This is a genomic window from Pseudomonas sp. DR48 (assembly GCF_019823085.1).
Taxonomy (GTDB): domain Bacteria; phylum Pseudomonadota; class Gammaproteobacteria; order Pseudomonadales; family Pseudomonadaceae; genus Aquipseudomonas.
On the sequence record NZ_CP081946.1, the window covers coordinates 2,197,548 to 2,218,061 of the forward strand.

General features: G+C 59.3%; 19 protein-coding genes and 1 pseudogene. 6 read left to right on the plus strand and 14 right to left on the minus strand.

Annotation, left to right across the window (positions count from 1 at the left end; translation table 11 throughout):
* Positions 1-136: 136 nt before the first annotated feature.
* The 6 genes from tauC to K5K95_RS10065 all read right to left on the minus strand — a co-directional run bounded on the left by tauC (position 137) and on the right by K5K95_RS10065 (position 7,526).
* Positions 137-970, minus strand: a complete 834-nt coding sequence (gene tauC, locus K5K95_RS10040; RefSeq protein ID WP_222589322.1) for a taurine ABC transporter permease TauC — start codon at positions 968-970, stop codon at positions 137-139.
* Positions 967-1,761 (minus strand): taurine ABC transporter ATP-binding subunit, encoded by a 795-nt coding sequence (gene tauB / locus K5K95_RS10045; RefSeq protein WP_222589323.1) that lies wholly within the window; start codon positions 1,759-1,761, stop codon positions 967-969. Before tauB ends, tauC begins: the two co-directional genes overlap by 4 nt.
* Positions 1,762-1,777: 16 nt before the next feature.
* Positions 1,778-2,755, minus strand: a complete 978-nt coding sequence (gene tauA / locus K5K95_RS10050) for a taurine ABC transporter substrate-binding protein (RefSeq protein ID WP_208670555.1) — start codon at positions 2,753-2,755, stop codon at positions 1,778-1,780.
* A 221-nt stretch (positions 2,756-2,976) separates the two neighbouring features.
* Positions 2,977-4,560: a glutamate--cysteine ligase gene (gshA, locus tag K5K95_RS10055; RefSeq protein ID WP_222589324.1), complete on the minus strand. Its 1,584-nt coding sequence runs from the start codon at positions 4,558-4,560 to the stop codon at positions 2,977-2,979.
* A gap of 258 nt (positions 4,561-4,818) precedes the next feature.
* Complete coding sequence (locus K5K95_RS10060) at positions 4,819-5,202, minus strand: PaaI family thioesterase (protein WP_090176969.1); 384 nt, start codon at positions 5,200-5,202, stop codon at positions 4,819-4,821.
* Complete coding sequence (locus tag K5K95_RS10065) at positions 5,202-7,526, minus strand: Tex family protein (RefSeq protein ID WP_222589325.1); 2,325 nt, start codon at positions 7,524-7,526, stop codon at positions 5,202-5,204. The genes K5K95_RS10060 and K5K95_RS10065 overlap by 1 nt, the downstream gene beginning before the upstream one ends.
* Positions 7,527-7,886: 360 nt before the next feature.
* On the opposite strand from K5K95_RS10065, the gene ompR reads away from it, so the two are divergent.
* Both ompR and K5K95_RS10075 read left to right on the plus strand, forming a co-directional pair.
* Entirely contained in the window at positions 7,887-8,627 is a 741-nt protein-coding gene (gene ompR, locus K5K95_RS10070; RefSeq protein ID WP_027922237.1) for a two-component system response regulator OmpR, read from the plus strand.
* A 115-nt stretch (positions 8,628-8,742) separates the two neighbouring features.
* On the plus strand, positions 8,743-10,056 hold the full coding sequence (locus tag K5K95_RS10075) for an ATP-binding protein (protein ID WP_090176964.1): 1,314 nt from the start codon (positions 8,743-8,745) through the stop codon (positions 10,054-10,056).
* A 199-nt stretch (positions 10,057-10,255) separates the two neighbouring features.
* Here the strand turns inward: K5K95_RS10075 and rimK are convergent, their stop codons facing one another.
* From rimK to K5K95_RS10090, 3 genes are all read right to left on the minus strand, one after another.
* Positions 10,256-11,161, minus strand: coding sequence for a 30S ribosomal protein S6--L-glutamate ligase (rimK, locus tag K5K95_RS10080; RefSeq protein ID WP_007949201.1), 906 nt, complete (start codon positions 11,159-11,161; stop codon positions 10,256-10,258).
* Positions 11,158-11,571 (minus strand): ATP-dependent zinc protease, encoded by a 414-nt coding sequence (locus K5K95_RS10085; RefSeq protein ID WP_231997108.1) that lies wholly within the window; start codon positions 11,569-11,571, stop codon positions 11,158-11,160. Before K5K95_RS10085 ends, rimK begins: the two co-directional genes overlap by 4 nt.
* An 83-nt stretch (positions 11,572-11,654) precedes the next feature.
* A complete protein-coding gene (locus K5K95_RS10090) occupies positions 11,655-12,434 on the minus strand; it encodes an EAL domain-containing protein (RefSeq protein WP_222589326.1) in 780 nt (259 codons plus the stop codon).
* A gap of 116 nt (positions 12,435-12,550) precedes the next feature.
* On the opposite strand from K5K95_RS10090, the gene K5K95_RS10095 reads away from it, so the two are divergent.
* Complete coding sequence (locus tag K5K95_RS10095) at positions 12,551-12,958, plus strand: RNA-binding S4 domain-containing protein (protein WP_090176956.1); 408 nt, start codon at positions 12,551-12,553, stop codon at positions 12,956-12,958.
* 48 nt (positions 12,959-13,006) lie between these two features.
* Here the strand turns inward: K5K95_RS10095 and K5K95_RS10100 are convergent, their stop codons facing one another.
* Positions 13,007-13,807, minus strand: coding sequence for a phosphatase PAP2 family protein (locus tag K5K95_RS10100; RefSeq protein ID WP_222589327.1), 801 nt, complete (start codon positions 13,805-13,807; stop codon positions 13,007-13,009).
* 102 nt (positions 13,808-13,909) lie between these two features.
* Here K5K95_RS10100 and hslO point away from each other — a divergent pair, with 102 nt between their 5' ends.
* Together hslO and K5K95_RS10110 are read left to right on the plus strand one after the other, a co-directional pair.
* Positions 13,910-14,812: an Hsp33 family molecular chaperone HslO gene (hslO, locus tag K5K95_RS10105; RefSeq protein WP_222589328.1), complete on the plus strand. Its 903-nt coding sequence runs from the start codon at positions 13,910-13,912 to the stop codon at positions 14,810-14,812.
* Between the two features lie 182 nt (positions 14,813-14,994).
* Positions 14,995-16,536, plus strand: a complete 1,542-nt coding sequence (locus tag K5K95_RS10110; protein WP_222589329.1) for a phosphoenolpyruvate carboxykinase — start codon at positions 14,995-14,997, stop codon at positions 16,534-16,536.
* 131 nt (positions 16,537-16,667) lie between these two features.
* Here the strand turns inward: K5K95_RS10110 and K5K95_RS10115 are convergent, their stop codons facing one another.
* From K5K95_RS10115 to K5K95_RS10130, 4 genes and pseudogenes are all read right to left on the minus strand, one after another.
* Positions 16,668-17,033: a DUF1493 family protein gene (locus tag K5K95_RS10115; protein WP_222589330.1), complete on the minus strand. Its 366-nt coding sequence runs from the start codon at positions 17,031-17,033 to the stop codon at positions 16,668-16,670.
* 88 nt (positions 17,034-17,121) lie between these two features.
* Positions 17,122-17,277: pseudogene (locus K5K95_RS10120) on the minus strand (YhfG family protein); the annotation flags it as partial.
* Between the two features lie 135 nt (positions 17,278-17,412).
* Complete coding sequence (locus K5K95_RS10125; RefSeq protein ID WP_222589332.1) at positions 17,413-17,709, minus strand: hypothetical protein; 297 nt, start codon at positions 17,707-17,709, stop codon at positions 17,413-17,415.
* Between the two features lie 436 nt (positions 17,710-18,145).
* Positions 18,146-18,292, minus strand: a complete 147-nt coding sequence (locus K5K95_RS10130) for a hypothetical protein (protein WP_222589333.1) — start codon at positions 18,290-18,292, stop codon at positions 18,146-18,148.
* A 263-nt stretch (positions 18,293-18,555) separates the two neighbouring features.
* Between K5K95_RS10130 and K5K95_RS10135 the strand changes: the two genes are divergently transcribed.
* On the plus strand, positions 18,556-20,490 hold the full coding sequence (locus tag K5K95_RS10135; RefSeq protein ID WP_222589334.1) for an ATP-dependent DNA helicase RecQ: 1,935 nt from the start codon (positions 18,556-18,558) through the stop codon (positions 20,488-20,490).
* The last annotated feature ends 24 nt before the right edge of the window (positions 20,491-20,514 follow it).

Genomic DNA, 20,514 nt, shown 5'->3' on the forward strand with positions numbered 1-20,514 from the left:
TCTTCAATCCGGGGTGCCGAGCTTTTGTAGGAGTGAGCCTGCTCGCGATAGCGCAGTGTCAGGCGACACGGCTGTGGCTGATACACCGCCATCGCGAGCAGGCTCACTCCTACAGAGTTGTTCACATGGTAATTTTTCAATGAGCCTGGCCGTGCCACGGCACCAGTTTGCGTTGCAGCGCGCGCAGGCCCATTTCCATGGCGAAGGCAATCAGTGCGATGACCAGAATCCCTAGCACCACCACATCGGTGACCAGGAACTGCGCGGCCGACTGCACCATGAAACCCAAACCGCTGGTGGCGGCAATCAGCTCGGCGGCGACCAAGGTCGACCAACCCACACCCAAGCCAATCCGCACGCCGGTCAAAATGTCCGGCAGGGCGCTCGGCAGAATCACATGACGAATCAGCTGCGCCCGAGTTGCGCCCAGCGACTGCGCCGCACGTAATTTCGCCGGGTCGACTGTGCGTACGCCGGTCGCGGTAGCGATGGCAATCGGCGCGAAGATCGCCAGATAGATCAGCAAGACTTTTGACAGCTCGCCAATACCGCACCAGATCACGATCAGCGGCAGGTAAGCCAATGGCGGAATCGGTCGGTAGAACTCGATCAGCGGATCGAGAATGCCGCGAGCAATGCGGTTGTGGCCAATAGCAATGCCGACGGGAACGGCGGTCAGTACGGCAAAGCCCAGGCCCAGGCCGATGCGGCTGAGGCTCGCGCCCAGGTGCTGCCACAGGGTTGAATCCATGTAACCGGTGGTCACCAGCAGCCAGCCTTTTTGCAGCACGGCGGACGGTGGCGGTAGAAACAGCGGTTCGATCATGCCGGTAGCGGTCACCGCCCACCACAGGGTCACGAGCGCGACCAGCGTCAATACGCTGATCCAGCGTGTGCTCAAGCTACGACGAAGCGGAATCACCGTCGAGCCCGGTTTCACCGTCACCGCAGGAATTTCATAGCTGCTCATGCGCGCTCCTGCCGCTGGGCGGCGCTGCGTTGGGAGAACACTTTGGCGAGCACATGCTCGCGGGTTTCGATAAAGCGCGGGTCGGATTTGATCGCCCGTGCCGACTCGCCGGCTGCGTAACGCTGACCGAAATCCAGGCTCAGGCGTTCGACGATTTGACCAGGATTCGGCGCCAGCAGAATCAGGTCCGTGGCGAGGAACACCGCTTCTTCAATATCGTGAGTAATCAGGAACACCGGTTTGGCGGTGCGCTGCCAGACTTGCAGCAGCAGCTCTTGCATCTGTTCGCGGGTGAAGGCGTCGAGGGCGCCGAAGGGCTCGTCCATGAGCAAGACCCGAGGGTCGGCGGCGAGCGCGCGAGCGAGGCCGACACGTTGCTTCTGGCCGCCCGAGAGTTGCCAGATGCGGCGATTTTCGAAACCGGTAAGGTCCACCAGCGCGAGCATTTCCCGAGCACGGATTTCGCGTTTGTCCCGGGGCACGCCGGCCAGTTCCAGGCCGAAGGCGACATTGGCCAACACGTCCTGCCATGGCAGCAGGGCGTCGTCCTGAAACACGACGCCGCGCTCGGCGCTCGGGCCTTTGACCGGCACCCCGTCAAGGGTGATGCGCCCGGCACTGGGCTCGACGAAACCGGCGATCAGGTTCAACAGCGAAGTCTTGCCACTGCCGGACGGGCCGAGGGCGACCAGCAATTGCTGGGGCCCAAGGCTCAGGGAAATATCCGCCAGTACCGGTTCCGGACTGCCGGGGTACTGTGCGCTGATGCGCTCCAGCTGTAGCAAAGCCATCGCGGTTAACTCCCGATCAGTTGGTGATGTACTTGGCGCTGACGTACGGGGCGTAGTCCGGCAGCACGGCCTCGACTTTGCCTTGTTCTTTCAGGAACGCGGCGGTGTCGGTGATGGCCTTGGTGGTCGGTGCGCCGAGGGTAATGACCTGGTCAGCCGCCAACGGGTAGACGTTGCCTTGCAGCAGTAATGGAATGTCGCTGGCCTTGGCGCCGGAGAGTTTCACCAGTTTGTCTACGTTGGATTGATTGGCGAGCCAGGCTTTCGGGTCTTTGCGGTAATCGGCGTACGCATCCAGGGTCACTTTGGCGAAGGCGGTGACGATTTCCGGGTGCTTCTCGGCGAAATCCTTACGCACGATCCAGGCATCGAAGGTCGGAGCGCCAAACTTGGCCAGTTCGCCGGAGGTGATCAGCACTTTGCCGTTTTCCTTGGCCACGCCGAGCGCCGGGTCCCAGACGTAAGTGGCGTCGATGTCACCGCGTTTCCAGGCGGCAATGATGGCGGGCGGGGCAAGGTTGAGTACGGTGACTTTCGACGGGTCGATGTTCCAGTGCTTCAGCGCAGCCAGCAGGCTGTAGTGACCGGTGGACACGAATGGCACGGCGATTTTCTTGCCGATCAGGTCTTGAGGCGTTTTGATCCCGGACCCGTCGCGGGCAACCAGGGCTTCAGCAGCGCCGATCTGCGTGGCGATGAGGAACGTTTCTACCGGAACTTTGCGCGTGATCGCAGCCGTCAGCGGGCTGGAACCGAGGTAACCGATCTGCACGTCACCGGAGGCAATGGCCGCGATGATGTCGGCACCGTTATCGAATTTTCGCCAATCAATCTTGGCGTTGGTGGCTTTCTCGTACGCGCCGTCGGCCTGGGCAACTTTCGCCGGGTCGACGGTGGTCTGATAGGCGACGGTGACGTCAGCCGCCTGGGCAAAGAAACTCGCCGCAGCCAGCGATGCGGCCGCCAGGAGGCGAAGAGGGAAAGTCAGTTTCATGGAAAAGCTCCTTGTCAGGCGACCGAGAGTCGGCGTGAAAGGAGACTAAATGATCTAAGAATCCGAAAATAAATAACTTTTTCGAATGAGCTTATGAGCGGAAAATTCTAAAGGATCCAAAAATCGCAGCCTCGTTTCACTCGACAGCGCCTACAACCGAAACACGGTTCCTGTAGGAGCTGTCGAGTGAAACGAGGCTGCGATCTTGTAGCAGGCGCCGCTTAGTTGCTGATCGACAGAATGCTCGCCTGATACGACCCGACAAACACATCGAAGTCGCCGACTTCGTTCTGTTCCAGCTCAGCTTGCTCAACCAGCGAGGAACGTGCCCGCTCTTCGAATTTTGCCTGGTCTTCGCTTGAAAGCGGCTCACTGCGGAAGTACTCCGCGTGCGCCCGGCTCTGGCGCAGGGAGAACTGAGCAAAGCTTTCCTTATGCTCGGCCATTGCCGCCAGTACCTGGGCTGAAGGTGTGCGGGACGAATCCTTGACCTTCTCCATCTGCACGTCCAGCGCGTTGCTGTGCGCATCGCCGCCATGGCTCTGATCGAGCAGCGCGGCGAGCGGAGCGATCTTCTCCAGCAGTTCGGTGGCCCATTCCTTCATGTCCACCGGTTGACCGTCGCGCTGCAGTTGCAGACCCGGACGACGACCTTCCTTGACCACGCTGAGGAAGTTCGACGTGGCGTTGCTGCATGAGGTGTTGGTCAGCAGCGGGCTGTCGTTCAGCGCGCAATACAGCAGGAAAGCGTCGAGGAAACGCGACTCCGGCAGATCGATGCCCATCGGCAGGAACGGGTTGATGTCCAGGCAGCGCACTTCAACGTACTGAATGCCACGGGCCACCAACGCCTGAATCGGCCGTTCGCCGGTGTAGGTCACGCGTTTTGGGCGGATGTTGGAGTAGTACTCGTTTTCGATCTGCAGGATGTTGGTGTTGAGCTGAACCCACTCACCATCCTTATGCGTGCCGACTTCAACATACGGCGGATACGGCGTGGCCACCGCTTTGCGCAGGCTGTCGGTGTAGCTGGCCAGGTCGTTGTAGCACGGCGTCAGACCAGCCTGGGCGTTGCTCTGGTAACCCAGGTCGCTCATGCGCAGACTGGTGGCGTAAGGCAGGTACAAGGTGTCCGGGTCCAGTTGTTCCAACTGGTGCGAGCGACCGCGCAGGAAACCGGCGTCCAGGGCAGGTGAGGCACCGAACAGGTACATCAACAGCCAGCTGTAGCGCCGGAAGTTGCGGATCAGCGCGATATAGGCAGAGGACTGATAGTCGCGGTCGGTGCCGACAAAGCCTTCGGCCTCTTTAAGCAACGGCCAGAGCTTTTCCGGCAGGGAAAAGTTGTAGTGGATCCCGGCGATGCATTGCATGGTCTTGCCGTAGCGCAGGGCCAGGCCCTTGCGGTAGACGTACTTGAGCTGACCGATGTTGGACGTGCCGTAATAGGCGATCGGGATGTCTTCCTCGGCCGGCAGCGGGCACGGCATCGATGGACTCCACAGAAACTCGTTGCCGAGCTTGCTGTAGGCGAAGCGATGAATCTTGTCCAGGCTCGTCAGCGTATCCGCCGGGTCGGGCAGGGCGGGCGTGATGAACTCCAGCAGCGACTCGGAATAGTCGGTGGTGATTTGTTCGTTGGTCAGCGCGGAACCCAATTCTTCCGGGTGCGGCGTTTGCGCCAGGCGACCTTCGCCGGTCACGCGCAGGCATTCACGTTCGATGCCGTGAAGACACTGTTCGAGCAGAGAGAGGTTAGCGCGCTCGCCGAGCAGAGCCAGGCGGCGGTTGAGAAGTTCGCTCAAGTTGGATTCCTTCACGCGTCAGTCGCCCCAATATGGGGGTGGGCAAGACGGTCTACAAGGGTGAAGTTGAAACTGGCGTTTTCGCCTGGTTTTGAAACGAGCCGCAATCAATGTGGGAGCGGGCTTGCTCGCGAAGAGGGAGTGCCAGTCAACAAATAAATTGCCTGATACACCGCCTTCGCGAGCAAGCCCGCTCCCACAGGAAATTTCGGCGCTGCGGTCACAGCGCCGAAATTACCTCAAAACGATGGCATTCATCTACAGGACAGCGAACGTGCCTTGTGCTTTTGCGACGAGTTTGTCGCCCTGCATCACGTCGGCTTCGACCACCAGCGTGCGCCGGCCCGGGTGAATTACCCGTGCCGTGCACATCACTTCACCGTCTGAAACAGCGCGAATGTAGTTGATCTTGCATTCGATGGTCGCGCTCTGCTGGTCAAAGCCGTGGGTGCTGGAACAGGCCAGCCCCATGGCAATGTCCACCAGACTGAACAGCGCCCCGCCGTGCAGCTTGCCGCCGCGATTGCGCAGTTGCGGTTCCAGCCCCAGGGCGACTTGCGCCACCCCGGTTTCCAGGCTGTGCAAGCGACACCCCAGCAATTTGAAAAACGCGCTTTCGGTCAGCCCGGCAGGAATGTCCATCAACGTTTCTTCAATTGCTTGGCGTTGGCGAACAGCGAAGCCATGGCGTTGTTGGCCGGAGCCGCTGCCGTGGTTTCTTTACGTGGCGCGTTGTTCTGGGATTGGCGTGGCGCCGAACCCGGACGTGCACCGCGAGCACCGTCGATTTTCTCGCCCGGCGTGTCGCTCATGCGCATCGACAGGCCCACGCGTTTGCGCGGGATATCGACTTCCATGACCTTCACTTTCACCACATCACCGGCCTTCACTGCTTCGCGCGGATCTTTGATGAATTTCTCCGAAAGCGCGGAGATGTGCACCAAACCGTCCTGATGCACGCCGATATCGACGAACGCACCGAAGTTGGTCACGTTAGTGACGACACCTTCGAGGATCATGCCCAGTTCGAGGTCCTTGAGGTCTTCGACGCCTTCCTGGAACTCGGCGGTCTTGAACTCGGGGCGTGGGTCGCGGCCCGGTTTTTCCAGCTCTTGCAGGATGTCGGTGACCGTCGGCAGACCGAACGTCTCGTCGGTGTACTTCTTCGGATCGAGGCGCTTGAGGAACGCGGCGTCGCCGATCAGCGAGCGAATGTCGCGGTCGGTTTCAGCGGCGATGCGTTGCACCAGCGGATAGGCTTCCGGGTGAACCGCGGAGGAGTCGAGCGGGTTGTCGCCGTTCATCACGCGCAGGAAACCGGCAGCCTGCTCGAAGGTTTTCTCGCCCAGACGCGCGACTTTCTTCAGCGCTGCACGGGTTTTGAACGCGCCGTGCTCGTCGCGGTGGCTGACGATGTTCTGCGCCAGGGTCACGTTGAGGCCGGAGATGCGGGCCAGCAGCGCCACCGAAGCGGTGTTCACGTCCACGCCCACGGCGTTTACGCAGTCCTCGACCACAGCGTCCAGGCCGCGCGCCAGTTTCAGCTGCGACACGTCGTGCTGATACTGGCCGACACCGATGGATTTCGGATCGATCTTCACCAGTTCCGCCAGTGGATCCTGCAGGCGACGGGCAATCGACACCGCGCCACGGATCGACACGTCGAGGTCCGGGAATTCCTTGGAGGCCAGTTCCGACGCCGAGTAAACCGATGCACCGGCCTCGGAGACCATGACCTTGGTCATTTTCATCGCTGGGTATTTTTTGATCAGCTCAGCGCCCAGCTTGTCGGTTTCGCGGCTGGCGGTGCCGTTGCCGATGGCGATCAGGTCCACCGAGTGCTTGGCGCACAGGGCAGCCAGAATCGCGATGGTCTGGTCCCACTTGTTGTGCGGCACGTGCGGGTAAACCGTGGCGTGATCCAGCAGCTTGCCGGTGGCATCGACCACGGCGACTTTGCAGCCGGTGCGCAGGCCCGGGTCGAGGCCCAGGGTGGCGCGCGGGCCGGCCGGAGCCGACAGCAGCAAGTCGTGCAGGTTGTGGGCGAACACGTTGATCGCTTCGGTTTCGGCGCCGTCGCGCAGCTCGCCCAGCAGATCGGTTTCCAGGTGGGTATAGAGCTTGACCTTCCAGGTCCAGCGCACCACTTCGCCCAGCCATTTGTCGGCGGCGCGATTCTGGTTCTGGATGCCGAATTGCTGGCCGATCATGCCTTCGCACGGATGCATGGTGCCCGGCAGCTCGTCGCCGACTTTCAACGCGGAGCTGAGAATGCCTTCGTTGCGGCCACGGAAAATCGCCAGGGCGCGGTGCGATGGCATGCTTTTCAGCGGTTCGTCATGTTCGAAGTAGTCGCGGAACTTGGCGCCTTCCTCTTCCTTGCCGGCGATCACGCGGGCACTGAGGGTGGCTTCCTGCTTGAGGTAGCTGCGCAACTTGTCCAGCAGGCCGGCGTCTTCGGCGAAGCGCTCCATGAGGATGTATTTTGCGCCTTCGAGGGCCGCCTTCACGTCAGCCACGCCTTTTTCGGCGTTGATGAAGCGTGCGGCTTCAACGTCTGGTGTCAGTGTCGGGTCGTTGAACAGGCCGTCGGCCAGCTCGCCGAGGCCGGCTTCCAGGGCAATCTGGCCCTTGGTGCGGCGCTTCTGCTTGTACGGCAGGTACAAGTCTTCAAGGCGGGTCTTGGTATCGGCGAGTTTGATGTCGCGCTCAAGTGCAGGGGTCAGCTTGCCTTGCTCTTCGATGCTGGCGAGGATGCTGATGCGCCGTTCGTCGAGTTCTCGCAGGTAGCGCAGACGCTCTTCCAGATGACGCAACTGGATGTCATCGAGGCTGCCGGTCACTTCTTTCCGGTAACGGGCGATGAAGGGAACGGTAGAGCCTTCATCGAGTAGCGCGACGGCCGCTTCGACCTGTTGTGGGCGTACACCGAGTTCCTCGGCGATGCGGCTGTTGATGCTGTCCATAAAACCACCTGACAAATTGTGAAAGCAGGCTCGCAGGCGCAGAAATAAAGGCTCGGCGAGTCTGGTTGAGCGGCCTGGCGTGCGCCGCTACCTGGATCAACAGGCATCCCGTTGACCCGTGAAATCGAACAATTACTGCCGCCGGCATGAAAATAAAAAACGGCCGTCTGCAGTAATGATCAGACGTTGCCTGACACAAAAGGCCGCGCATTATAACCAGCGTTCTATCATTCAGGGACATCGCAGGCTGTCGCGCCAAGGCCGGATTTCTAACGGTGAAGGAAAAATCTGCTAACAATGCACTCGGTGCGTATAACGGCAGCTACGCCATAATGCGCGCCGAGCTAAAAGGAGCATCTAATGAGCAGCACTGCAAACATTGCTGAAGGCGAAAAAATTCTTATTGTTGACGACGATCCAGGGCTGAGCAGCCTGCTGGAACGTTTTTTCGTCAGCAAGGGCTACCGCGCCCGTGCCGTACCGAACACCGAGCAAATGGATCGCCTGCTGGCGCGCGAAGTGTTCAACCTGGTCGTCCTCGACCTGATGCTGCCCGGCGAAGACGGCCTGACCGCCTGCCGCCGCCTGCGCACGGCGAACAATCAGATCCCGATCATCATGCTGACCGCCAAGGGCGATGAGCTGAGCCGCATCAAGGGCCTGGAGCTGGGTGCCGACGATTACCTGGCCAAGCCCTTCAACCCGGATGAGCTGATGGCCCGCGTCAAAGCGGTCCTGCGACGTCAGTCGACGCCTGTGCCGGGTGCGCCGGGCAGCGAAGACGAAAGCGTGACGTTTGGTGATTACGAGTTGTCCCTGGCCACCCGTGAATTGAAGCGCGGTGACGAAGTGCACATGCTCACCACCGGCGAGTTTGCGGTGCTCAAGGCCCTGGTCATGAACGCGCGTCAGCCACTGACCCGCGACAAGCTGATGAACCTGGCCCGTGGTCGTGAATGGGATGCGCTGGAGCGTTCGATCGACGTGCAGATCTCCCGACTGCGCCGCATGATCGAGCCCGATCCTTCCAAGCCGCGTTACATCCAGACGGTCTGGGGCGTGGGTTACGTGTTCGTTCCGGATGGCGCCGCCACCAAGTGATCGGCGATTTGTAGGAGCGGGTCTTGCGGTCAACGGGTCAGATGACGTTGTCCGCAGACTCGCGATCCGCAATATGCGAGCATCGCTCGCTCCTGCAAGTGTGTAGCGGTTATCCATGAAAACCCCCGTTTGGTTCCCCCAGAGTTTTTTCTCCCGCACCCTGTGGCTGGTGCTGATCGTCGTCCTGTTCTCCAAGGCACTGACCCTGGTTTATCTGTTGATGAACGAAGATGTGCTGGTGGACCGCCAATACAGTCACGGCGTCGCCCTGACGCTGCGCGCCTATTGGGCCGCCGATGAAGAAAACCGCGCGAAGATTGCCGATGCCGCGACCCTGATCCGGGTGGTGGGCGCCGGGGTGCCGGAAGGTGAGCAGCATTGGCCTTACAGCGAGATTTATCAGCGGCAGATGCAGGCGGAGCTGGGTGCCGACACAGAAGTGCGCCTACGCATGCACTCGCCACCGGCCTTGTGGGTCCGGGCGCCAAGCCTGGGCGATGGCTGGCTGAAAGTGCCGCTCTATCCTCACCCGCTGCGCGGCCAGAAAATCTGGAACGTACTTGGCTGGTTCCTCGCGATCGGTCTGCTCTCCACTGCCTCGGCGTGGATTTTCGTCAGCCAGCTCAACCAACCGCTCAAACGCCTGGTCTACGCCGCACGGCAGCTTGGCCAGGGCCGAAGCGTGCGCCTGCCGATCAGTGACACGCCAAGTGAGATGACCGAGGTTTACCGCGCCTTCAACCAGATGGCCGAGGACGTCGAACAGGCCGGACGCGAGCGGGAGCTGATGCTGGCGGGGGTGTCGCACGACTTGCGTACGCCGTTGACCCGTTTGCGGCTGTCCCTGGAGTTGATGGGAGACCACAACGACCTGACCGACGCGATGGTGCGCGACATCGAAGACATGGACGCGATTCTCGACCAGTTCCTGGCGTTTATCCGCGATGGCCGCGACGAGTCGGTTGAGGAAGTGGACCTGAGCGATCTGGTTCGCGAAGTCGCTGCGCCGTATAACCAGAATGAAGAGAAGGTGCGTCTGCGCCTGGAACCGATCCAGCCGTTCCCGTTGCGTCGGGTATCAATGAAGCGGTTGCTGAACAACCTGATTGGTAACGCCCTTCACCACGCGGGCAGCGGGGTGGAGGTGGCAGCGTATGTCTCCGGGGATACCAGCGCGCCATACGTAGTGCTGAGCGTCATGGACCGTGGCGCGGGGATTGATCCGTCAGAGCTGGAGGCGATCTTTAACCCGTTCACTCGAGGCGATCGTGCCCGGGGTGGCAAGGGCACCGGGTTGGGCCTGGCGATCGTCAAGCGCATTGCTTCGATGCATGGCGGGAATGTCGAGTTGCGCAATCGCTCGGGCGGCGGGCTGGAAGCGCGGGTGCGGTTGCCGCTTGGGTTGATGCTGCCGCGGGATGCTGTCTGACCTGATCGTTCCCACGTCGAGGCGTCGAACCGTCTACGTGGGAATGCCTCAACGGGCGCTCCGCGTTCGGCTTTGAATGGGACGCGGAGCGTCCCGGGCTGCATTCCCACGCAGAGCGTGGGAACGATCAGCAAATCCTGCGCGGAACTGCCGTTGCTTTTCACTTGAGGCTTGTAGCTTGCCGCTCAAGGCTGGGCGTCTAGCCCTTACCTTTGGTCCGCGTCATATTCGGCCCACCATTCTTCTCAAGGTGCTCAATGATGATCCCCGCCACGTTCTTCCCGGTGGTGGTCTCAATCCCTTCCAGACCCGGCGAGGAGTTCACTTCCATCACCAGCGGCCCGTGATTGGAGCGCAGGATATCGACCCCCGCCACCGCCAACCCCATCACTTTTGCCGCGCGCAAAGCGGTCATGCGTTCTTCCGGTGTGATCTTGATCAGGCTGGCGCTGCCGCCCCGATGCAGGTTGGAGCGAAACTCCCCAGGCTTGGCCTGGCGCTTCATTGCCGCAATCACCTTGTCGCCGACCACAAAGCAGCGAATGTCTGCGCCGCCGGCTTCCTTGATGTACTCCTGAACCATGATGTTCTGCTTCAGGCCCATGAACGCTTCAATCACCGACTCTGCCGCCGTTGCCGTTTCACACAGCACCACGCCAATGCCTTGGGTGCCTTCCAGCACCTTGATCACCAGTGGTGCACCGTTGACCATGTCGATCAAGTCGGGAATGTCATCCGGGGAGTGCGCAAAACCGGTGACCGGCAAACCGATACCCCGGCGCGAGAGCAATTGCAGCGAACGCAGTTTGTCGCGAGACCGGGCAATGGCCACCGATTCGTTAAGGGGGAAAACTCCCATCATTTCGAACTGACGCAACACCGCGCAGCCATAAAACGTCACCGACGCACCGATCCGCGGGATCACCGCATCGAAGCCCTCCAGCGGCTTGCCACGGTAGTGGATCTGCGGCTTGTGGCTGGCGATGTTCATGTAGGCGCGCAGGGTGTCGATCACCACCATTTCATGGCCACGCTCGGTGCCGGCTTCGACCAGACGACGAGTGGAATACAGACGCGGGTTCCGCGACAGCACAGCGATCTTCATGCAACACCTGTGGAGGAGGTAGATACCGGGAACACCGGCTTGTCTTGTACGTACTTGATACCCGGATTGACCACCAGTTGGCCGTCGATCAGGGCTTTGGAACCGAGTAGCAGGCGATAACGCATGGATTTGCGGCAGGCGAGGGTGAACTCGACCCGCCAGACCCGATCACCCAGAGCCAGCGTGGTGCTGACCACGTAGCGCATCTGCGCGTGACCGTTGGAGCTTTTAATGGTTTTCATCGTCACCAGTGGCGCTTCACAACGTCGGTGACGCAGTTGCACCACCGTCCCCAGGTGCGCGGTAAAACGCACCCAGCGTTCACCATCGCGCTCGAACGGTTCAATGTCCGTGGCGTGCAGGCTAGAGGTGCTGGCACCGGTGTCGATTTTTGCCCGCAGGCCCGCCACTCCCAAATCCGGGAGCGCTACCCACTCGCGCAGACCGACAACGGTCAAATGATCAAATGTCTTCAATAGGAAAAAACCGGCGGTTAACGCGTCCAGGCCTCAGGGTTGACCTGGGCCAACGCTTTGAATGCAGGTTTGGCGAACCAGTAACCCTGCATCAGAAATATTCCACAGTCCGCCAGGAAATCCCGTTCTCCGGCGCTTTCGATGCCTTCGGCAATGACTGTAACGTTCAACTCCGCACAGATTGTGACAATCCCTCGAACGATAGCCTGACGAACACGATCGCGATCGACATCGCGGATCAGCGCCATGTCGAGTTTGATAAGGTCCGGTTGGAAATCAGCCAGCAGATTGAGCCCCGAGTAACCCGCGCCGAAATCGTCGATGGCGGTCTTGAAGCCGAATTCGCGGTATTCACGCAGAATATTGGTCAAATGGCGATAGTTATCTACAGGCTGGCTTTCGAGTGTTTCGAAAATCAGACGATTGATCGGAAAGTTGTGCTTTTTCGCCGCCTCCAGAGTGCTGCGAATACACAGCTCGGGACGGTACACAGCGTTGGGCATGAAGTTGATCGACAAGTGTGTCTGCATATTTAAATCTGCCGCACCTTCAATGGCTCGCGTGCGGCATAGCTGGTCGAAACGGTAGCGATTGTCGTCAGTGACATGCGCCAGAATCGACATCGCCCCTTCACCGTTGACTCCGCGCACCAATGCTTCGTTAGCGAAAATCGATTGGTCGCGCAGATCGACGATCGGTTGGTAGGCAAACGCAAAATCAAAGCCCAAAGGCTCGCTTTGTCGGCAGCCCTGGCAACCAGACTGAGGCGAAGTCAATGAGGAAGGGAATATAGTCATTCGATCACTCCATGCCGGGAGCCGGCCAAGATCACATTCTATCTAGGGTTGCCGGGTTCTTGCGCCCGACAGAAACGGTAGTACAGTTCCGACTATTCACCGAGCGAGGAATTCCAGTGGGACAAAAACAGGAAGAGGACGACAAGGTCCGTCTCGATAAGTGGCTGTGGGCCGCGCGTTTTTATAAAACACGTGCTTTGGCCAAGGCTGCGATTGAAAGCGGCAAGGTGCATTGCCGGGGCGAGCGCTGCAAACCGGGCAAGGAGCCGCGGATCGGCGACGAGTTTCAGATTCGTGCCGGGTTCGAGGAACGTACAGTAGTGGTTCAGGCGTTGTCGATAGTGCGCCGTGGCGCGCCGGAGGCTCAGACCTTGTACGCGGAAACCGAAGCCAGCATTGCCAAGCGCGAAGCCGCCGCGGCCATGCGCAAGGCTGGCGCGCTGGGCGTGAGCACGGATGGCAAGCCAAGCAAGAAACAGCGACGGGATTTGTTCAAGTTTCGTGGTAGCAGCAACGACGAGTGATCAGGTGTTTTGTGTCGTCCGGGCTGACGCTTTCGCAAGCAGGCCCGATCAGACGCCACGCACCACACTCATCCGCGACACCACCGGCAACTTCTCCAACAATCCAAATACCGGCGCAGTCACTTTCAGGAAAAACGCCGAAGCGTGATACGCAAACGGCGTGTAGTAACCCCAGCCCAACGCCCACACCGCCAGCAGCACGCCGCCGATGTAATCGTCCTGGCCCCAATTTGCGCCGGCGACCAGTCGCGGCATCATGAACAGTAGCGTCAAAGACCAAATCAGCAAGGTCTGCCATGAGTTTCGGCTGAACACGGTCATGAACAGCGCCCAGATCAACAACACTGAAGCGTGATCGCCGGGAAAGCTTTGCGTCGACCGGTCCTTCAATTCCCAGCGATTCTCAAGGTCCGGGAAGTAGTCGCTCATGCGCACGGCGCCTTTGATCACCATCGATGGGCTGTTGTGCTGCCAGTCCATGTACCCGACAAGCGTTGAAAACAGCAGGCGGATACACACCAGCACCAGCAGAATCGAGAGAAAGCCCAAAAATGCCTGACGCACCTCATCCCTTTCGAATACCCAGTCGCCTTTGATCGTTAGTGCCAGCAGAATCACGCCGACCACCGTATCGAATGGGCGCAGACTTGCAATCGCCCAACTGTGTAGCCATATCGGGTGACTGGCCAGCGGTGCATTCAATCGATGAAAAAGCCACTCGTCGAAAATCACACACAGCATCTGGCCGGTAGGCCATAACCAGAAGGCCAGCAGCGCCAAGGGCAAAAAATTGCACAGAGCCAACCGGCGGAGGTTCCACCTTGCTTGGAACAAACCCGGATTGTTCATAAAATGCCTCCCATGGCTGAACATTGCGCACAAAACGGCGCCGCACAGGCGCGAGTTTCATGTTTTGTAACCCTATTGTCATTACTTCAGATACCCAGACCTATGACCGATCTACCGGATACCGACTACACCCAACGCTTCATCTTCGATGACAGCGACACTCGCGGCGAACTGGTCGGGCTGGAGCGCAGCTATGCCGAAGTGCTCGCCAAACACGCCTATCCGGAACCGGTGGCGCAACTGCTCGGCGAATTGATGGCGGCCGCCTCATTGCTGGTCGGCACGTTGAAGTTCGATGGCTTGCTGATTCTCCAGGCCCGTTCCGATGGCCCCATTCCGCTGCTGATGATCGAGTGCTCCAGCGAACGCGACATCCGTGGCCTGGCCCGTTACGAGGCCGACCAGATTGCCCCCGGCGCGACCCTCGCCGACCTGATGCCTAATGGTGTCTTGGCGCTCACCATTGATCCGAACCAGGGTCAGCGTTATCAAGGCATTGTTGATCTGGATGGCGAAACCCTGTCGGAGTGCTTCACTAATTACTTTGTGATGTCCCAGCAGGTCGGTACGCGTTTCTGGTTGTACGCCGATGGCCGTCGCGCCCGTGGCCTGTTGCTGCAGCAACTGCCCGCCGACCGCTTGAAAGACGAAGAAGAACGCGCCGCCAGTTGGCAGCACATCACCGCGCTGGCCAGCACCCTGACCGCCGATGAATTGCTGAGCCTGGACAACGAAACCGTGCTTCATCGCCTCTACCACGAAGAGCAGGTGCGCCTGTTCGACGTGCAGAAACTGCGCTTTCATTGCAGTTGCTCACGCGAACGTTCAGGCAATGCCCTGGTCAGCTTGGGTATGGAAGACGCCCAGGCGCTGGTCATCGAACATGGTGGGCACATCGAGATCGATTGCCAGTTCTGCAACCATCGCTACCTGTTTGATGCCGCGGATATCACCCAATTGTTCGCGGGAGCGGGTGTCGATACGCCGTCAGATACCCGTCACTAAAACGGTTCAGCGTAGGTAAATTCACTGGATAGCGCCGGAATAACGCCGTTCTGACCGGAGGGCTCTACTATTTTTGGGCTTTTCTGGCATAATCCGGCCCACTTTTTGTCGCGGTAGTAGTGCACGACTTTCTACTACAAAACGTTTGGAGCACACTCGGCCACTGGCCGACGGGGAATCTCATGACGCAAGCCAATAACGCCGTGTACACCGATCTGAGTGTTGATGATCTGGTAAAAGAAGCTCTGAGTCGCGGTGAGGGCGAGCTTGCCGATACCGGCGCGCTGGTTGTTCGCACCGGTCACCGCACCGGCCGCTCGCCAGTCGATCGTTTCATCGTTGACGAGCCATCCACTTCGGCTTCCATTGCTTGGGGTCCGATCAACCGCAAGTTCCCGGCCGACAAGTTCGATGCCCTGTGGGACCGCGTAGAAGCGTTCAACAACGCGCAAGAGCATTTCGTTTCCCACGTTCATGTAGGTGCATCTGCCGATCACTACCTGGCCGTGAAAATGACCACGCAGACTGCCTGGCAGAACCTGTTCGGTCGTTGCCTGTTCATCAACCCGGCCCAGTACAACCCGGCTGGTCGTGAAGAGTGGCAAGTTCTCAACGTCGCCAACTTCGAATGCGTTCCTGAGCGTGACGGCACCAACTCCGATGGTTGCGTGATCCTCAACTTCGCACAGAAGAAAGTGCTGATCGCCGGCATGCGCTACGCCGGTGAAATGAAGAAAGCCATGTTCTCGGTACAGAACTACCTGCTGCCGGCCGCCGACGTGCTGCCAATGCACTGCGCTGCAAACATCGGTGAAGCGGGCGACGTGACCCTGTTCTTCGGTCTGTCGGGCACCGGTAAAACCACCCTGTCCGCCGACGAAAGCCGTTACCTGATCGGTGACGACGAGCACGGCTGGGGCGAAGGCGTGGTGTTCAACATCGAAGGCGGTTGCTATGCCAAGTGCATCGACCTCTCCGAGAAGAACGAGCCGGTTATCTGGAAAGCGATCAAGCACGGTGCTGTCCTGGAAAACGTCGTTATCGATGAAGCCAAGCACGCCGACTACTCCGATGTCAGCCTGACCCAGAACAGCCGTGCGGCCTACCCGCTTGAGCACGTTGCCAAGCGTTCCGAGAAAAACCTCGGTGGCGAGCCAAACGCTGTGATCTTCCTGACCTGCGACCTGACCGGCGTTCTGCCGCCAGTCTCGATCCTCAGCGAAGAACAAGCGGCCTACCACTTCCTGTCCGGCTACACCGCACTGGTGGGCTCGACCGAAATGGGTTCCGGCAGCGGCATCAAGTCGACTTTCTCCACCTGCTTCGGCGCACCGTTCTTCCCGCGTCCAGCTGGCGAATACGCAGAACTGCTGATCAAGCGCATCCGCGGCTTCGGCTCCAAGGTCTACCTGGTCAACACCGGCTGGACCGGCGGCGGCTACGGCGTTGGCAAACGCTTCAACATCCCGACCACTCGTGGCGTGATCGCAGCGATCCAGAGCGGCGCGTTGATCGGTGCTGAAACCGAACACCTCGACACCATCAACCTCGACGTGCCGTTGAGCGTACCGGGCGTTGAGACTGGCCTGTTGAACCCACGTAATACCTGGGCTGACAAGGCTGCTTACGATGAAGCTGCCAAGGCATTGGCCGGGTTGTTTGTTGAGAACTTCAAGAAGTTTGAAGTGAGCGACGCGATCAAGGCTGCTGGGCCTAAGTTGTAAGGCTTGGTTTGATGTAATGAGAAAGCCGCCCTTTTGGGGCGGCTTTTTTGTGGGTGTTCGGTTTAAACCATCGAGTGCGCAACTGCCAATATTCCAGCTGAATTTCCGCTAAACGACCAGAATAATGGCACTTATGCGTTGAGCTCCATGCCTTCCAAACCCTGTGTATCCCACCGTTGCACCTTCACCGCTTGATAAAGCATGCCGATGGTCAGCGGAACTTTGTCGCCGCGACCCTTTGCCCTTCGTTTGAGATGCACATCAAATCCTTCCGGCTGAAAATAGCGATAGGCGTCGTAGTCCACGAAATCGATCCCGAACTGTTCTTCCAGCGCTTCCATCAAATGCCGCGCATCAGCGCCGTTACAGCCCAGGTCGAAATTGATCGAGGTGGTGAGGCTGATGGTTTTGCGTTCGGGCAGGCCGAGTTCTTCGTGTAGCAGCTGCATGAGCAGGTGCATGGTGTGGTCGTCGGGGAAATTGGGGGCGAGGTTCATTGCGGGGTGTCCGGTTGGGCTTGGGTGGATTTTATTGGCCGCCAGGCTTAGGGGGAAGAGCGGGAACAGATTGTTGCGGAATGGCTTGTTGGTATTTGGCGAGCGCTTCTTTTCGTGTAGGAAGTGGTCTGTCGAGGTCCGCCTGTGAGGTGTCGAATCCTGAAAGATGTAGGCTGGCCAAGTAATTTGAACGACGGACCTTTTCGTAATGAGTTTGTTTTTGTTTGAACGTTAATTCGCTCATCGTAGTTGTCTCGTGTTTGATCGTTCCTCGCTCCGCGAGGGAGTGCAGCCCAGGACGCTGTGCGTCCCAAGAGCCGAACGCGGAGCGTCCGTAGAGGCATTCCCACGCAGAGCGTGGGAACGATCTTCATTGGGGTCAGGCGGGTGCTTTCCAGCCGATCATGCGTTGCTGTGCGACTTGCAGCAGGTCGCAACCGTCCTGGGCCAAGAGGAAGAGCGCGTGAGTGATGTGGGGGATGTCTTCGACGTCGCCGTGTTTGAAGCAAACGCAGTGCAGGGTTTTGAGGAGGTCACTGGAGGCTCGGATGCGCTGGAGGGCGGCTTCGAGAATGTCCTGAGGGTTGGCCTCTGTGTCGATGATCAGGGGCGTGGAATCGGTGAGGTTGGTTTGGAGTGGGCGGTAGCGATCAAAAAGAGGATTTAACGTTGTCACTGAGAAACACCTTATTTAGTTGGAAATGTGAATTCTCTTTGTCGAGTGACCAAGCCCGAGTCGCTGATTTGGCAGCGGCAGTCACGACTATAGGTGTGAGCCGCCACGTCGCGATAGGCGACAAAGCCCCGTCTCTTGTAGGACCGGGACGAAGCTTTGATAGGGCGTTGCCTACGGACTTATTCCCAGCCGCAAATTCTCTCGTTTGCTGTCAGGTGCACCGCGTTATCGTTCATCGCGGGCAAGCCCGGCTCCCGCAGGGATTTTTCCTTGGGGCTTCAACCGGTGGTGGTTTTCGGCTGGCGTTGGCGGGCGATGTCGAGCAGTTCGTTGCCGCCCTAAAGGGAGCCATATTTGAAATGGCTACGAATGGCCTCGATTCTGTTGGTGTGGACGGGTGTGTGCGAGGGTGTTGTAGCCACTTATCCCGCCATCGTCAGGATGTGCGCCAAGCCTGTTGCGCCGAACACTCCAGGGTGTCGCACGTCGCGAGCAAGGGTGGCTCTTCGGGAATCCTGTTGCAGCCACTCGACAGCAAGGTTGTCAGGATCAGGGCGAGTACAAAAAATGTTTTTTGGGGCATGGTCGTTCCTTCTTCAAATGCCGCGCTCATCAGGCGTCCTGCCGTGATGTGAAGTGCGCGGGCGGTGGTTGCGCGAAAAGACCTTAACGCCAGATTGAGCGATGCCGCGAGCTACAAAGTGTTTCGTTTGTTTCATCCTGTGGCGAAGGACGTTGGGGCGACGCTGTATCATCCCGTATCGTTTTGGTCCCCGACCTTTTCTCGACTCGCTGCATCTGCCGGCTACGCTTTGGGCTTCGCAGCGGTCAACGGAGTGACAGCTTATGCACAACACCCTGGAACAGGTTTTCGGTTTTTCACAGTTTCGGCCCGGCCAGGAAGCGGCGGTCAGCGCGGTGTTGGCCGGGCGTTCGGCAGCGGCCATTTTTCCCACGGGCTCCGGCAAATCCCTTTGCTATCAGCTGCCCGCCCTGTTGTTGCCGCACTTGACGCTGGTGGTGTCGCCGTTGCTGGCGTTGATGCAGGACCAACTGGCCTTCCTGAAGCGCCACGGCATTGCGGCCGGCAGTATCGATTCGGCCCAGAGTCGCGATGACGCCAGCGATGTGATGGCCCGGGCCAAGTCCGGCGAGCTGAAGATTCTGATGATTTCCGTGGAGCGCCTGAAGAACGAGCGCTTCCGCCATTTCCTGCAGCAGGTGCCGATCTCGTTGCTGGTCGTCGATGAGGCGCACTGCATCTCGGAGTGGGGCCACAACTTCCGCCCTGATTATCTGAAACTTCCGGACTATCAACGCCAGTTCAATATTCCCCAGGCATTGCTGCTGACGGCCACCGCGACGCCCAAGGTGATTGCGGACATGGAGGCCAAATTTTCCATCGCGCCGGAAGATGTGGTGACCACCGGTTTTTATCGGCCGAACCTCAACCTGTTGGTCGAGCCTGTCCGCGGACAGGACAAACGCCGACGTCTGGTCGAATGGATGGGCGAGCGCCCCGAGCAGCCCAGCATCGTCTACGTCACCCTGCAGAAAACCGCCGAACACATCGCCGAACACCTGAGCCGCAACGGCATACAGGCCGAGGCCTATCATGCCGGCTTGCCCCACGAGCAACGCGAAGCCATCCAGAAGCGCTTCATGGGCGGGCAGTCCAATTGCATCGTTGCCACCATCGCGTTCGGCATGGGCATCGACAAGAGCGACATTCGCAACGTGGTGCATTTCGACCTGCCCAAATCCATCGAAAACTACAGCCAGGAAATTGGTCGCGCCGGGCGTGATGGCCTGCCGTCCGACTGTCTGGTCTTGGCCAACCGCGACAGCCTCAATGTGTTGGAAAACTTCGTCTACGGTGATACGCCCGAACTGGACGGCATCCGCTGCGTGCTGGATGAGTTGAAAGCTGCCGCGCCCGAAGGGCAATGGGAGTTTCTGCTGGGGCCGCTGGGGGATCAGAGCAATATCCGGCAACTGCCGCTTAAAACCTTGTTGGTGCAGCTTGAGCTGCGCCGGATCATTGCCCCGCGCTACGCCTATTACGCTGAATACCGGTACAAGTATTTACAGGAACCCGAGGACTTGCTGGCCCGTTTCGAGGGTGAGCGCAAAGACTTTGTCGCAGCGATCATCCAGACCTCCACTCGCGCGCGGACCTGGGCCACGGTGAATTTCGATGCGCTGTACGAGCAGCATCAGGCCGAGCGAAGCCGGGTGGTCAAGGCACTGGATTATTTCCAGGAGAAAGGTTGGGTCGAGCTGGAAAGCAAGCAGATGACCGAGGTCTACAGCCTGCTTGATACAAATGTCGACAGTCAGGCACTGAGCGCCGAACTGCATGCCTGTTTCACTCATCACGAACGCACAGAGATCGCACGGATTCACGCCATGCTGGATTTGTTCGCCACTGATCATTGCCTGGGCTTTCGCTTGGCCGAGTACTTTGGCGACGACAATGCGCCTCGGCAATGTGGGCACTGTTCGGTCTGTCATGGTCAGGTCGCGCGGTTGCCAGCACCACCTGAGCTGCCGGCGCTTGTGGATAAAAACTTTGAAGCGCTGTGCGGAGATTTTATCCACAGGCACGAACAGCACACCGGCAATGTGCCTTCGGCGGAACGGGTAACGCGTTTCCTGTGTGGGATCAGCGTGCCGCTATTTACCAAGCTCAAGGCACGATCGATTCCAGGTTTTGCAGCGCTGGAAAATTACCCGTATGCCGAGGTGCGCGGGTGGGCCCAGGCGCATTTGCCGGTGTAGATCCATCCGCTGAATGTCGCTCAT

Bases quoted from the DNA above. Each gene is read 5' to 3' on its own strand.
- tauA (WP_208670555.1), bottom strand. From the start codon at position 2,755: ATGAAACTGACTTTCCCTCTTCGCCTCCTGGCGGCCGCATCGCTGGCT.
- K5K95_RS10075 (WP_090176964.1), top strand. From the start codon at position 8,743: ATGAAAACCCCCGTTTGGTTCCCCCAGAGTTTTTTCTCCCGCACCCTG.
- K5K95_RS10090 (WP_222589326.1), bottom strand. From the start codon at position 12,434: ATGACTATATTCCCTTCCTCATTGACTTCGCCTCAGTCTGGTTGCCAG.
- K5K95_RS10060 (WP_090176969.1), bottom strand. From the start codon at position 5,202: ATGGACATTCCTGCCGGGCTGACCGAAAGCGCGTTTTTCAAATTGCTG.
- ompR (WP_027922237.1), top strand. From the start codon at position 7,887: ATGAGCAGCACTGCAAACATTGCTGAAGGCGAAAAAATTCTTATTGTT.
- hslO (WP_222589328.1), top strand. From the start codon at position 13,910: ATGACCGATCTACCGGATACCGACTACACCCAACGCTTCATCTTCGAT.
- K5K95_RS10065 (WP_222589325.1), bottom strand. From the start codon at position 7,526: ATGGACAGCATCAACAGCCGCATCGCCGAGGAACTCGGTGTACGCCCA.
- rimK (WP_007949201.1), bottom strand. From the start codon at position 11,161: ATGAAGATCGCTGTGCTGTCGCGGAACCCGCGTCTGTATTCCACTCGT.
- tauB (WP_222589323.1), bottom strand. From the start codon at position 1,761: ATGGCTTTGCTACAGCTGGAGCGCATCAGCGCACAGTACCCCGGCAGT.
- K5K95_RS10110 (WP_222589329.1), top strand. From the start codon at position 14,995: ATGACGCAAGCCAATAACGCCGTGTACACCGATCTGAGTGTTGATGAT.
- tauC (WP_222589322.1), bottom strand. From the start codon at position 970: ATGAGCAGCTATGAAATTCCTGCGGTGACGGTGAAACCGGGCTCGACG.
- K5K95_RS10130 (WP_222589333.1), bottom strand. From the start codon at position 18,292: ATGCCCCAAAAAACATTTTTTGTACTCGCCCTGATCCTGACAACCTTG.
- K5K95_RS10115 (WP_222589330.1), bottom strand. From the start codon at position 17,033: ATGAACCTCGCCCCCAATTTCCCCGACGACCACACCATGCACCTGCTC.
- K5K95_RS10100 (WP_222589327.1), bottom strand. From the start codon at position 13,807: ATGAACAATCCGGGTTTGTTCCAAGCAAGGTGGAACCTCCGCCGGTTG.
- K5K95_RS10135 (WP_222589334.1), top strand. From the start codon at position 18,556: ATGCACAACACCCTGGAACAGGTTTTCGGTTTTTCACAGTTTCGGCCC.